This window comes from Corynebacterium sp. J010B-136 (assembly GCF_002967075.1).
In the GTDB taxonomy this organism is placed as follows: domain Bacteria; phylum Actinomycetota; class Actinomycetes; order Mycobacteriales; family Mycobacteriaceae; genus Corynebacterium.
The window spans coordinates 292,211-304,723 of sequence record NZ_PUGE01000004.1 but is presented as its reverse complement, the minus strand read 5'-3'; the positions used below and the strand labels follow the sequence as shown (position 1 = coordinate 304,723).

Annotated in this window: 15 protein-coding genes and 4 tRNA genes; 8 read left to right on the top strand and 11 right to left on the bottom strand. The window is 54.4% G+C overall.

Annotated features, from left to right (window positions below):
* Window positions 1-325: 325 nt before the first annotated feature.
* Window positions 326-1,594, bottom strand: a complete 1,269-nt coding sequence (gene murA, locus C5Y44_RS08850) for a UDP-N-acetylglucosamine 1-carboxyvinyltransferase (RefSeq protein WP_105324576.1) — start codon at window positions 1,592-1,594, stop codon at window positions 326-328.
* 11 nt (window positions 1,595-1,605) lie between these two features.
* Window positions 1,606-2,445 carry an acetate metabolism transcriptional regulator RamA gene (ramA, locus tag C5Y44_RS08845; protein ID WP_066796122.1) on the bottom strand — a complete coding sequence of 280 codons (840 nt, stop codon included), beginning with the start codon at window positions 2,443-2,445 and terminating at the stop codon, window positions 1,606-1,608.
* 296 nt (window positions 2,446-2,741) lie between these two features.
* Between ramA and cysK the strand changes: the two genes are divergently transcribed.
* Together cysK and epsC are read left to right on the top strand one after the other, a co-directional pair.
* Window positions 2,742-3,677, top strand: coding sequence for a cysteine synthase A (gene cysK, locus C5Y44_RS08840; protein WP_105324575.1), 936 nt, complete (start codon window positions 2,742-2,744; stop codon window positions 3,675-3,677).
* A 121-nt stretch (window positions 3,678-3,798) separates the two neighbouring features.
* Window positions 3,799-4,371, top strand: coding sequence for a serine O-acetyltransferase EpsC (gene epsC / locus C5Y44_RS08835; RefSeq protein ID WP_066796132.1), 573 nt, complete (start codon window positions 3,799-3,801; stop codon window positions 4,369-4,371).
* A gap of 94 nt (window positions 4,372-4,465) precedes the next feature.
* Here the strand turns inward: epsC and C5Y44_RS08830 are convergent, their stop codons facing one another.
* From C5Y44_RS08830 to C5Y44_RS08800, 7 genes are all read right to left on the bottom strand, one after another.
* The gene (locus C5Y44_RS08830) at window positions 4,466-4,789 is read right to left on the bottom strand and encodes a GNAT family N-acetyltransferase (protein WP_105324574.1); all 324 of its coding nucleotides are present in this window, start codon (window positions 4,787-4,789) and stop codon (window positions 4,466-4,468) included.
* A gap of 24 nt (window positions 4,790-4,813) precedes the next feature.
* A complete protein-coding gene (locus C5Y44_RS08825) occupies window positions 4,814-5,098 on the bottom strand; it encodes a GNAT family N-acetyltransferase (RefSeq protein WP_066796146.1) in 285 nt (94 codons plus the stop codon).
* A gap of 66 nt (window positions 5,099-5,164) precedes the next feature.
* Window positions 5,165-5,237, bottom strand: a tRNA-Phe gene (locus C5Y44_RS08820).
* Window positions 5,238-5,262: 25 nt separating this feature from the next.
* Window positions 5,263-5,336 (bottom strand) — tRNA-Asp (locus tag C5Y44_RS08815).
* Between the two features lie 112 nt (window positions 5,337-5,448).
* Window positions 5,449-7,443 (bottom strand): VWA domain-containing protein, encoded by a 1,995-nt coding sequence (locus tag C5Y44_RS08810; RefSeq protein WP_105324573.1) that lies wholly within the window; start codon window positions 7,441-7,443, stop codon window positions 5,449-5,451.
* Window positions 7,444-7,651: 208 nt separating this feature from the next.
* A tRNA-Asp gene (locus tag C5Y44_RS08805) sits at window positions 7,652-7,725 on the bottom strand.
* 23 nt (window positions 7,726-7,748) lie between these two features.
* A tRNA-Glu gene (locus tag C5Y44_RS08800) sits at window positions 7,749-7,821 on the bottom strand.
* Between the two features lie 88 nt (window positions 7,822-7,909).
* Here C5Y44_RS08800 and C5Y44_RS08795 point away from each other — a divergent pair.
* The 6 genes from C5Y44_RS08795 (at window position 7,910) to C5Y44_RS08770 (ending at window position 11,494) form a co-directional block, all read left to right on the top strand.
* Complete coding sequence (locus C5Y44_RS08795) at window positions 7,910-8,242, top strand: metal-sensitive transcriptional regulator (protein WP_105324572.1); 333 nt, start codon at window positions 7,910-7,912, stop codon at window positions 8,240-8,242.
* Window positions 8,243-8,333: 91 nt separating this feature from the next.
* A complete protein-coding gene (locus C5Y44_RS08790; protein ID WP_105324571.1) occupies window positions 8,334-8,849 on the top strand; it encodes a methylated-DNA--[protein]-cysteine S-methyltransferase in 516 nt (171 codons plus the stop codon).
* Window positions 8,850-8,885: 36 nt separating this feature from the next.
* Window positions 8,886-9,371: an RNA polymerase sigma factor gene (locus C5Y44_RS08785; RefSeq protein WP_105324570.1), complete on the top strand. Its 486-nt coding sequence runs from the start codon at window positions 8,886-8,888 to the stop codon at window positions 9,369-9,371.
* A complete protein-coding gene (locus C5Y44_RS08780) occupies window positions 9,364-9,954 on the top strand; it encodes a methylated-DNA--[protein]-cysteine S-methyltransferase (RefSeq protein WP_105324569.1) in 591 nt (196 codons plus the stop codon). The genes C5Y44_RS08785 and C5Y44_RS08780 overlap by 8 nt, the downstream gene beginning before the upstream one ends.
* On the top strand, window positions 9,951-10,583 hold the full coding sequence (locus C5Y44_RS08775; protein ID WP_105324568.1) for a DNA-3-methyladenine glycosylase I: 633 nt from the start codon (window positions 9,951-9,953) through the stop codon (window positions 10,581-10,583). The genes C5Y44_RS08780 and C5Y44_RS08775 overlap by 4 nt, the downstream gene beginning before the upstream one ends.
* Window positions 10,580-11,494 (top strand): AlkA N-terminal domain-containing protein, encoded by a 915-nt coding sequence (locus tag C5Y44_RS08770; RefSeq protein ID WP_105324567.1) that lies wholly within the window; start codon window positions 10,580-10,582, stop codon window positions 11,492-11,494. Before C5Y44_RS08775 ends, C5Y44_RS08770 begins: the two co-directional genes overlap by 4 nt.
* 19 nt (window positions 11,495-11,513) lie before the next feature.
* On the opposite strand, the gene C5Y44_RS08765 is transcribed toward C5Y44_RS08770, so the two are convergent.
* On the bottom strand, window positions 11,514-11,981 hold the full coding sequence (locus tag C5Y44_RS08765) for an SgcJ/EcaC family oxidoreductase (RefSeq protein ID WP_105324566.1): 468 nt from the start codon (window positions 11,979-11,981) through the stop codon (window positions 11,514-11,516).
* Between the two features lie 28 nt (window positions 11,982-12,009).
* Window positions 12,010-12,501 (bottom strand): hypothetical protein, encoded by a 492-nt coding sequence (locus C5Y44_RS08760; protein WP_105324565.1) that lies wholly within the window; start codon window positions 12,499-12,501, stop codon window positions 12,010-12,012.
* Window positions 12,502-12,513 lie beyond the last annotated feature (12 nt).

The following is a 12,513-nucleotide window of genomic DNA, read 5'->3' as shown; positions in this document are numbered from 1 at the left end:
CTCATCCACACAACACAGACAAAAATATAAAATCTAGTACATTGGTACACTATTGAGTTCTCAGACAACAACCACACCACACACTGCACACCACATCCAAGATGCGCCACAGAACATGTGAATGGAAAGTCAAAAATTACTTTTTGTTCTTTGCCAGCGGCTGTTTTCCTACCGCCATTCTCACCAGAACTTGATGTTCTGTGCGGGGCGTTGTCGGTCTCGCTGACTCACATAAAGTTACACACCCACACGAACCAACACAAATCCCCAGGTAAACACACATAAATGTGAATTACTCTGGGGACTGTTTTGAATCAAGATGAAGTTATTGGTTGGTTTCTTCCTGGCCGCGCTCAATTGTGGCGCCTAAAGCCTGAAGGTTTTCTACAAAGTGCGGATATCCGCGGTCAATGTGGAAGACATCGTGCACTGTGGTTTGTTCATCTGCACAGAAGGCGGACAACACTAAACCTGCGCCTGCTCGAATGTCAGAAGACCAGACGTCTGTAGAGGAAAGCTTTTCTTGTCCACGAATAACAACGTGGTGTCCATCTACTTGCGCATCGGCCCCGAGGCGAAGCATCTCATCTACGAAGCGGAATCGAGACTCAAAGACATTCTCGGTAATGACGGCTGTTCCATCCGCGATAGCCGAAAGGCCAATCGCCATGGGTTGCAAGTCAGTTGGGAAACCTGGGAAAGGCAGAGTTTGGTAATCAACAGACTTTGGACGTTCATTCATGCGTACGCGGAAACCGTTCTCGTAGGTCTCAATGTCTGCACCTGCGGAACGCAACTTAGATAGTGGTAGATGCAAGTGTCGTGGAGCAATACCGCTAACAGTGATATCTCCTTGAGTCATCACGGCAGCATAAGCCCATGTACCCGCAACAATGCGGTCGCCAATAACTTCATGGTTAGTAGGGCTTAGCTTTTCCACACCATTAATGGTGATGGTTGATGTTCCTGCACCCGAGATATCTGCGCCCATTTCTAGGAGCATGCTGCAGAGGTCAACAATTTCTGGCTCGCGGGCAGCGTTGTCTAGCACGGTGGTGCCTTTGGCCAGCACTGCAGCGGTCAAGATGTTCTCGGTCGCTCCAACTGAAGGAAAATCCAACTTGATATTGGCGCCAACTAGCTCAGCAGCTTCAGTTACAACTGCGCCGTGTTCTATATGAGTAGTTGCGCCCAGCTTTTCCAGTCCCGACTGGTGCATATCTAAAGGACGCGAACCAATGGCGTCCCCACCAGGAAGTGCTACGCGGGCTTTGCCACAGCGTGCAGTCAACGGACCGAGGACACAAACAGATGCGCGGAATTGACGCACTGCATCAAAGTCCGCATCGCTGCTTGGTACGGCTGGGGTATCAATAGTGACGGTTGTACCGTCGATAACAACAGAACAGCCCAGGCCCTCGAGCACCTTTTGCATCAAAGGGACATCGAGGATCTCTGGGCAATTAGTCAGCGTTGTAGATCCTTCAGCGAGCAATGCAGCAGCCATCAGTTTTAGAACTGAGTTCTTGGCGCCGTCAACTTTCACAGCGCCTTGCAGGCGCGCTCCACCGGAAACTTTAAATAGATCTTTCACGCCTAACCATCTTACGGCAAAGCACCAATCCGGCGCGCAGCGTTCACAGCCTCGTAGCGAGTGTGTGCCCCGAGCTTGCGCATTACCGAACGAAGATAGGATTTCACGGTTTCAGCACCGATGCCCATCTCTTCTGCTGCTTCCACATTGGTATGTCCCAAAGCTACACAGCTAAGAACATCCAATTCACGGGCAGACAGTTTCGTGGACTGCTTTACTCGCACTGGAGAGACCATCTGATCGCACAGTGCTTCTAGTTCCTTGCGCAAAGACTCGTCTTCAACACGGTTAGCAAGCATGCGCAACTTTGAGTGAGTGGAACGAACCTGCTCCCATTCAGCACCGTTCATAACGTGCCCGCGGCCAGCGCCAGCCTTGTTGCCGTCAGTGCGACGAAGAGCAGAGTTAACCGCTAAGTCTTGCTCCAGACTGCGTGCAGTCATAGTGACTTCTTCAATCACCTTGTCACCTAAGCGCACTGGAGAGTGAACACCAACATAAATAACGCCGCGAATTTCTCGCTGGACGATGACTGGCACGGCAACAATAGAGTGCAGACCTTCATCCTGGATATAACGGTCGTTTTCATGAGAGATCGTGTTCGCACGAATGTAATCAGAAACGCCGACAGCACGTCGCGTCGAAACCACACGCCCACCGACACCAGAACCTGGTTCAATGATGAGATTCTGCAGCGCCGGAGTGCGCAAGCCAACCCACTGCGTAATCTGCAGGCGATTATCCGGCAACAGAGTTCCGTACATCGTGACCGGAATGCCAGTAGCAGTCTTCAGAGAAGACAGCGCGGTGCGGACGGCTTCATCGTCGTCTTTGATCCGATGCGAGTCCATTAACCCAAACTCCTTAAAGCCCGTAAAACGGGGGTATTCCAACACGGTTATCCACAGTTTAACCGTTATTCGGGGGTAATCCTAACCCAAATCATTACGGAAACTCCAATCTGGCTCACAATGTCCTCCATGATTCTAGGGACACCCAATCAGGTGCACCCGCTTCCTGCGATAACGAGTCAAACTCGACAAAGCCCTCAACCTGTCGGTCTAGAATATATATACCGCCCGGTCTAGTGTTGTGGTGTACACTAACGATAAACCAACAAAGTTGTCTATTAAGAGGAGGCCATTTCATGGCTAAGATTCACGATTCAATTCTTGACACCATCGGTGGAACCCCACTGGTTCGACTCAACAACCTGACCAAGGACCTCGGCGCAGAGGTGCTGGTCAAGGTGGAATCTTTCAACCCAGCAAACTCCGTCAAAGACCGCATCGGTAAGGCAATCATCGACGCTGCTGAAGCATCCGGTGAGCTCAAGCCTGGCGGAACTGTCGTGGAGGCAACCTCCGGCAACACCGGTATTGCACTGGCACTTGTCGGCGCAGCTCGTGGCTACAAGGTCATCTTGACCATGCCAGAGACCATGTCCGCTGAGCGTCGCGTTCTGCTTCGCGCATACGGTGCAGAAATCGTCCTGACCCCAGGTGCAGCTGGCATGCAGGGTGCAGTCGACAAGGCGAATGAAATCTTGGCACAGCAGGAAAACGCAGTTCTGGCTCGTCAGTTCTCCAACGAGGCAAACGCCAAGATCCACTACGAGACCACCGGTGTAGAGATCTGGGAAGACTCCGGACAAAAGGTTGACGCATTCGTAGCTGGTGTAGGCACCGGCGGCACCGTCACCGGTGCTGGTCGCTACTTGAAGGAAAAGAATGCGGATCTTCACCTGGTTGCAGTTGAGCCTGCAGACTCCCCAATCTTGACCGAGGGCAAGGCTGGCCCACACAAGATTCAGGGCTTGGGCGCAAACTTCATCCCAGAGGTTCTGGATCGTGAATTGCTGGACGAAGTTATCACCGCAACCAACGAAGAGTCCATCGCTTTGGCTCGTAAGCTTGCTACCGATGAAGGCCTTTTGGTTGGTATCTCCTCCGGCGCTAACGTTTCTGCAGCACTTAAGCTCGCGGCTCGTGATGAGTACAAGGGCAAGACCATCGTCGTAGTTGCCCCAGACTTCGGTGAGCGTTATGTCTCCACCGTTCTGTTCGAAGACATCCGCGACTAGTAATTCCAGGGCTGCGGTGCATCTTTAAATTCATCGCGTCATTCCCGGCTATCCAATGTTATTGGTAGCCGGGTATTTTTATGTGGTGGCGACTTAAAGGTTTAACGGTAGGATTTCGGCTATGAACCCTTTGACAATCATCTCTCGGATTCGCGAAGATCTGAAAAATGCTCGTGAGCACGATCCTGCGGCCCGCGGAGACCTAGAAAACGCCATTGTTTACTCAGGTCTGCACGCAATTTGGACACACCGCGTTTGCCATTGGCTCTGGAAGCGCAACATTAAAGGGCCAGCGCGCATTTTATCGCAGCTCAATCGCTTCCTCACTGGCATCGAGATTCACCCTGGCGCCACCATTGGTCGCCGCTTCTTCATTGACCACGGGATGGGCATTGTTATCGGTGAAACCGCCGAAATTGGCGATGGTGTCATGCTGTACCACGGCGTGACCTTAGGCGGACAAGTATTAACTCAAACCAAGCGCCACCCAACCTTAAAAGACAACGTCGTTGTCGGCGCCGGCGCAAAAATCTTAGGTCCAGTCACCATTGGCGAAGGCTCTGCGGTTGGCGCCAACGCTGTAGTTACCAAGGACGTCCCTGATCACCACACTGCTACTGGTATCCCTTCGAAGAATCGCCCGCGCAAAAAGGACCAGCAAATCAAGTTGGTCGACCCCGATTACTTTATTTAATCGCTGTATCTTTCAAAGACAAGGGAGCCGCGGCACGTTAGTTTTCGTGCCGCGGCTCCCTTGAGGTTTTCGTGCTTTACAAGAGTCTCAAGCTTTAGCTGTCCTGTTCAAGGTCGGAAGCCTTGATAATGATGTCTTTGTACGCGCCGGTGGTGCGCACGAGCTTTCGCACTGCTGGACAGGTAGCAATAACTTTGACGCCGTCCTCGCGCGATTGGTCCAATGCGCTGGAAATCAACGGCTTTGATAGGCCTTGTCCGCGGAAAGCATCGTCGACAACGGTGTGGTTGAAGTCGCGCACCCCGTCAGCAACATTTACATAGTGTGCGGCGCCCGCTTCTTGCCCATCCACGGTAAGCACGTACTTGGTGTTTTCTGCATCGTGCGTAACTTGAATGTTTTTCTCTTCGCTACCCATTGCTTCCTCCTTGGCTCGCTTTGCTTAGCGACGAATGAGGTCTTCGTATTCGGGATTCTTAGAGACAAAATGCTGAACAGCAGAGCACGAAGCAACGGCTTTCAACCCGGCTTCGCGGGTCTCATCTAAAGCTGCCTTAATCAGCGGCGAGGATAGCCCCTGGCCACGGAAATCAGGGTTGATAACAGTGTGGTTGAAATCCCGGACATCATCCGTTGGAGTGACGTAATCAGCGAATCCAGCGGTTTCTCCGTCAACGGTGATGACGAAACGCTTGCGGTCAGTATTGTGGGTTACTTCATTTGCCATGTGGCTAGTCTACACTTGCCAATACAACAAAGCTCCTAATGTTTTCACACTAGGAGCTTTTGGTTGTGGCCAGAGCCAGGATCGAACTGGCGACCCCACACTTTTCAGGCGTGTGCTCTACCGACTGAGCTATCTGGCCAAAGATTGCCGCAAGGACAATCTTGCGACCCTGACGGGACTTGAACCCGCGACCTCCGCCGTGACAGGGCGGCGCGCTAACCAACTGCGCCACAGGGCCTTATTTAATTGATGTGCCCCTCAGGCACGAATAGTTACTTTACAGAATGCCTGAGCAGCAACACAAATCAGCAGTACAAACACTAAATTAGCCGCGCAATGACACTACTTACCTACTGTCTCTTCCGCAGTTTGAAAACTAGCACACCAATAATCGCAATCAACCCGAGGATTAAGACGCCAACGGTGCCCCAAATGAGGCCAGTAAACCCACCTTCAGAGTTTCCTTCCGCTGCGGCATTGGCGATGTCAGAATCATCGTCCGCATCTGCAGCCGTAGTAGTTTCTGTTGCCTCATCCGAGGTGGCATCGAAAGTCGGCGGAGTATCCGATGGCTCAGGACCAGGCTCAAAACTCGGGCGCCACGCGCTTCCTTCATCAACTGCTCCCGTGACATCGACGGCAAGCTCATAGTCTTGCTCAATGCGGTCCAGGCTTTCTTCTTGGCGCGGCACCGACATCGACACCGCGATGAAATAGTCACCGGCCATAGACTGCGGATGTCCGCCCCAGTTCGCATTGCGGTTGTTGTAGCGCAGCGGGCGGTCCGCCATCACCTGCGTAACGTTCGTCTTATCGGAAGAGGAACTGGTTGTGTTGTTATCGGCAATCACCGCACGCACTGGGTTAAGGAGCTGAGCAGTCATCCACGCGTGGTCAATGCTCTCATTCACTCGGTTGCGTAGAGCTACCTGCGGAACTTGGCCCCACTCCACCGGAACCCGGTAGTACTGCACTTCACCAGCAACAATAGAATTCTCATAGGTTCCGGGCTCGACCTCAACAGCGTTGTTGAAGCTGTTTCCAGCCTCGATATCCTGAGCGTCTGAGAACTTAACTTCTGGTTCTTCCTGCGCCAGTGAGCCTATGTCGCCTTCAAGCTGGACTTGGTTTTCTGGAGGTATTTCTTCGTAGGTGACGTTGACTTCAACAGAGATTTCCTCTCCTACTAGGCTGCGCTTTCCATCACCGTAGAAGGAATGGCCAACAATCCATTCGTTCATGTCGCAATTGCCGGGCTTGTCACCTTCGATGGTAGAAACACGTGGTTCAGTGGGAGCGTAGTTGCTCAGATCGATCTTTCCACCTGCGATGGTCATCAAATCTTCTGAACGACAATCGGAACCACCAGCATGGTTGGAGACTTCTTCAACGCCTACGAAAACTGCTCCCTCGCGGCCTGCGGAAGTCTGCCCCGAGGCATCACGGTTGGGAATTCCAGTTACAGAGATATGCGCATGATGCCCCTCTGGGACAGCAACGCGGAAGTAGCGCACGTCATCTTCGGTTTCCGTTACTTCAACGCGGGTTTGGTATTGACCTTCATCGAGCCACTTGGCGTCTTCTACCGTGACGGCGTATTCGAACTCGGTGCCTTCGACTTGGTAGCCTTGCGCATCACGCTGCGCAAGGAATTCCAACTGGTTGCCAAGTTCTTCAGCGTTGTCTGCTTCCACGAAGGTGGCGCCCGAGACGTCTGAGACGCACTTTAGCTCTTCCTGCGCTGCAGCATCCGCCTTGAAGCCGACAGTGTGGATGGCCAGGTCAAAACCATCGCCAGCAAGTTCTTCTGCAACCTCACATACCGGTGGCGGCGCACAAGTGTCGATGCCATCCGAAACCAAGATGATCGAACGCTCCCCCGCACTGCCCAGCTCATCGGCAGCTGCTTTTAAAGCATTGCCCATGGGCGTATAGCCCTGTGCCTTGAGAGCATCTATTTCTGCGTTTAATTCTTCCTTGTTGATGCGCTCAACTGGGGCTAGAACATCAATGTCCTGGCAGCCACGTTCCCGGTTATCCGGCGCATTAGACTCTGAGGCTCCATAGGCCAGCATGCCCAACTGCGCTGTCTCTGGCATTGAGTCCACCAATTGCTGCGATGCACGCTTTGCCGCGTCTAAACGCGTGCCACCATCGACGTCTTCCTCATTCATGGAATCCGAGGCATCCATAATCAGCGCAATCTTGGAGCCCTCAGCTGCTGCCTCCGCAGATTCCGAGCTGTCCTGGGCCAACGCTGGCCACGCAGTCCATCCGATGGCCAATGCCATGGCCATTATGAGGGCAAGCGGGCGGAAAGTCGTTCTTCGTGGCACCTTGGCCATACCGGGGGCTCCTTCACATGAGATTCAGCCACCCGGGAATAGGCGACTCGAAGCGCCACAGTATTTAGATAAGGTTAACTTTAGTGAAACAAACTACAACAGCTCAGTATCGGCTAGAAGGCAAAGCCTTTACCCGGTACTGAGCTTTCAGAAGAAGGACAAAACGAAAGAAGCGCCAGCTTTCGCTGACGCTTTCCATTTCCCAATGCGACCCTGACGGGACTTGAACCCGCGACCTCCGCCGTGACAGGGCGGCGCGCTAACCAACTGCGCCACAGGGCCATTTAGCGGTGGAATTACTTCCGTACCCCCAACGGGATTCGAACCCGTGCCGCCGCCGTGAAAGGGCGGTGTCCTAGGCCGCTAGACGATGGGGGCCTGTCGCTCTTGGCGACGTACAAAAATATACTTGAAGTAGACTGTTAAAACAAAATCGTCTCCCCCTCAATAAAGAAAAGAGCAGGTCATGACCGGAAAAGATAGTACGTGCAGTTGCCATGCACCAGGTCAGCACGGCTATAACACTGATGTTGATTCGAAGAAAAAATACCTTGCGCGCCTGAAGCGTATTGAGGGACAAACGCGCGGGATTCACCGCATGATTGATGAAGACCAATATTGCATCGACATCATTACTCAAATATCGGCAGTGAAATCTGCTTTAGAAAATGTTTCGCTGGCCCTTTTAGAAGATCACATTGCGCATTGTGTCGCGGGAGCATCGAAAGCCGATGGCACCGTCGACCAAGACATGCTCGATGAAGCAATGCGCGCCATTAAGAAACTTCTCAAAAGCTGATCTCACATTTTCAGCCACCCAAGCGTCTACTAGTAAAGGCCCGGATTAAGACCCGGGCGAAATTCGCTCCAGCTCCATGGAGGAAAGCCTTATGCCCGATTTAAGACACGGCACCATCGACACGGTGCTGGGTGAGCTGACCCTGGTGGCTAACGGCGATAAGCTGCGGGCGCTGTATTTCCCCGGGCATTGGCATCTGCCGGACTCCTCCACATTTGGCGCGGACGTCGACGCGACAAACGACGAGTTCTTTCAAGCAGTAAAAGCGGAGATCGATGAGTATTTGGCTGGCCAGCGAAGTCAATTTACCATTGCGGTGCAGCCACAGGGCAATAATTTTCCGCAAGAAGTGTGGGCGCTGCTGCAAGAGATTCCTTATGGCGAAACCATGACCTATGGTGAGATTGCCCAGCAGCTAGGAAACAAACATTTAGCGCAACGTGTGGGTCAGGTCGTAGGCCGCAATCCCGTCAGCATCATCATTCCGTGTCACCGCGTTATTGGCGCAGACGGCTCCTTGACCGGCTATGCAGGCGGACTCGACCGCAAGCGCTTTCTCTTGGAGCTGGAAGAGCCTGCGGAAGTCACCGAGACCCGGCTGTTTTAGACTCCAGCGAGTTTAAAACCTTAGAAGGTGTAGCTGATGAATCTTCCTTTTGAACAGGCAGTAGCAACCCACGGTGAGACCGTGCTGCGGGTGTGTCGGGCAGTGTTGGGCCCAGGCAGCGATGCTGATTATGACTGGTCAGAAACCTTTCTTGCAGCGCTCAAAGCCTGGCCGGAATTAGATGAGAACACCAATGTTGAGGCCTGGCTGGTGCGCGTGGCCCACCGCAAAGCAATAGACATCACTCGCCAACAATCCCGGCGCGCTCGCATGGTCTCCCCCGCTCCACCCGAAGAATTACAGGATTATGAGAAGGCCGTGGAGGCATCGATAAGCAACTGCGATATCTGGGAGCTGGTTGCTGCCTTGCCGCTTAGACAACGGCAAGCGATTGCCTATCACTATCTGGGTGGGCTGAGCTACCGGGAAGCCGCGGAGCTACTTGACTCGAATGCGGATGCGGTACGCCGCGCGGCGGCAGATGGAATGAAGAAACTACGAAAGAGCTACCGACATGATTGATAAATCGCACTTTGCCGTGGAGGCTGGGGCAACGGACAAACTCCATGCCCAGCTGGTGGAAAATGCCCAACGCCTGGGGCTTTTGGATGTGGCTTATCGCTATGTGGACACCCCGGTGGGCACTTTGCTGCTAGCGGCGACCGACAAAGGCCTGGTGCGTGTGGCTTTTGAGCGCGAAGGTTTCGATGCCGTGTTGGAAACACTTGCGGCAAAAATCAGCCCGCGCATTTTGAAGGCTCCGGGCAGATTAGATGCTGCGGCGAGCGCGCTGGATGAATACTTCGCGGGGACCCGGCACAGCTTTGAACTTCCCGTGGATTACGCGCTGTCCACGGGGTTTCGCCAGACTGTGCAGCAATACCTTCCGCTGATTGTCTATGGCCATACGCGCTCTTACAAGGAGGTTGCCGAATCCGTGGGCAATCCGAAGGCGGTGCGCGCGGTGGGCACGGCGTGCGCGACCAACCCGCTGCCTGTCGTGGTTCCATGTCATCGCGTGCTGCGTAGCGATGGCTCCCTGGGCGGCTACATTGGCGGGTTAGAAGCGAAAACGGCCCTGTTGGAATTGGAGCAAACAGCATGAGCAACGAAGCACAAGAACTAGATTCCGGGATTGTGATCGGCGAGGACGGCTTGGCGCGGCCTAAGTGGGCAAGCGTGGATCCAATGCTGCGCGAGTATTACGACACCGAGTGGGGCATGCCGATTCGTGATGAGCAAGGCCTGTATGAACGCTTGAGTTTGGAGGCTTTCCAAGCAGGGCTGTCGTGGGCGACCATTTTGCGCAAGCGTCCGGCTTTCCGCACTGCTTTTGCCGACTTTGATCCGGAGAAGGTCGCACGCTTTGAGGATTCAGACGTAGAACGCCTGATGAATGACGCGGGCATCGTGCGCAACCAGAGGAAAATCCTGGCGACTATCAACAACGCACATGCGACCATCAAGCTGCGGGAAAAGAGTGGATTGGCTGACTTCATTTGGTCATTCCAGCCGGATAACACACCGCACCCGCACACCATCGAAGAAATCCCCACCAAATCTGCGGAATCCCTGGCCTTGTCGAAAGCCCTGCGCAAGGAGGGCTTCAACTTCGTTGGCCCCACCACCATGTACGCATTGATGGAAGCCGTCGGCATCGTGGATACTCACCTTCTGGATTCCCACCGGCGCGGCAGCTCCGGGGTGTGGCCGGTGGATTCAGCATCATCATGAGTACTCCAACCACCATTGAGCTCACTGCCAACGGTGCCTTTGACCACGACGCGGTCATCACTAACCTCAAGTCTCATACGGTCACGGGATTGCAGGATTTCAACCCGGAAACCAAGCAGCTCTCGCGCTGGATTGAGGTAACCGGCACCCAGCAATTTGTGCAAGCACAGCTTATCGATGCCCACCTACGCCTCACCACCTACTCGCAGGATGAGTCGATCAATGACGCCATTGCCCGGCGCGTGAAGCACTGGTTCGATGTGGATACCGACCTTGCGCCCATCAACGCCCATTTGGCCCAAGACCCGCTCTTTGCGTCACAGGTGAACCTGCGGCCTGGCATTCGCATTACGCGCCACCACGCGCCCTTTGAGGGCACTATTTTGGCTGTCTTGGGTCAACAAGTGACGCTGTCCACCGGTCGGCTTTTCGCGGCCCGCCTCGTAGAAGCTTTGGGCGCGGCTCCGTCAGCAGAGACCACCGAAGCAACACCGCCGAGAAACTCAGCTGCTTCTCGGCTACGCATGTTCCCCACGGCGCAGATAATTGCTAGCACTCCCGTCGAAAAGCTGCGCGCATTAGTAAAACTCACCAACTCTCGGGCTCGCACTGTTTCTGAAGTAGCGAAGTTCTTTGCCGAGCGTGGAGCGCATGCCGAACACGTTGAGCTTCCTCCCCGTGAGGAACTAGCCACTATCTATGGCATCGGCCCGTGGACATTGGATGTTCTAGCCATCCGCGCAGCAAGCGACAAGGATGCGTTTCCGGCTTCCGATGCAGTCTTGCGCCGCATGATGGCCGCAGCCGAGCCGGGACTCGGCTTGGATAAGCAGAAGGACGCCGCGCGTGTTGCTGCGTGGAGTCCTTATCGCAGCTACGCCGCCCAACGTCTGTGGGCGTTGCTCAATTAAGCAACGCCCAGTTAAGAAATCAGGCGTCGGGTTGATTGCCGTAGTACGCGGGGTTGAGCGTGCCTTCTGCTGCAATATGGGTTTCTGCACCGTTAATGCGGTCAGTATTGTGCGCGGAGACTGCCAACCACCCGCCACCCGCTTGGCGCTGCACGGTAAAGCTGATGACACCGCGGCGCTTACCGGCTTCGCGGTTTTCATGTGATTCTTGGCCTGTCAGCGTCCAGGCTGCGTGCACGACCGCGACGTCCGCGCCCAGCTCCCGCACCGCTGTTCTGCCTAGTTTCATATGCGAGTGGCGAAAAATTTTCCGGAAGCCATAAGCAGGTGCCTGGCGAATATGTTCGCGGTCATGCCACCACAGTCCAACCACGTTGACGAATTCGGCATCCTCCACAAAGAGCCCGGCTAATGCATCCGCGTCATAGTCATTCCAAGCGGCGGCGAATGCCTCCGCGACAGCAAGCGGGGTGTCTCTAATTTCCATACCGGATCCGCCTCTAATCTAGATTTTTCTAGGCCCGCAGGTGCGCTAATACCAAGCCAACGGGGATGCTGAAGATCATAATCACCAGTGCCGCGATAAGCAGCCAGCGACCAATCACAGCGGCACGGCTAGCAGCAACATCGCCAGCTCCTTGCCAGCTCAACGCGATCCACAGCAAATACACCAGCGGGATAAGAAGGACTACCCCACCGACATCGACAAGCAAAGGCAAAGACAACAGCGAGCCGACGATAACCGCCGCATTCCCTAGGTTCCACCCGACCAGCAGCGCCCAGCCGCCACGGCCGGCCAGCCAGTGCGCGATAAACTGCCCCACCAAATACACCGGAACGCCTGCTACGAGCACGAGATAGGCTGCGAGCCAGCTGCCCTTTTCCAAACCCAGCGGCGAGGCCACTGCCGCGACTGCACCGCCAAGAAGTACGAAGACGCCCCCGATAATCATCAACCATTGCTGCAACAACGCCCGTGAAGCATTAGCCCTAGTCTCGTAGCTCATCGTGCCGTCACT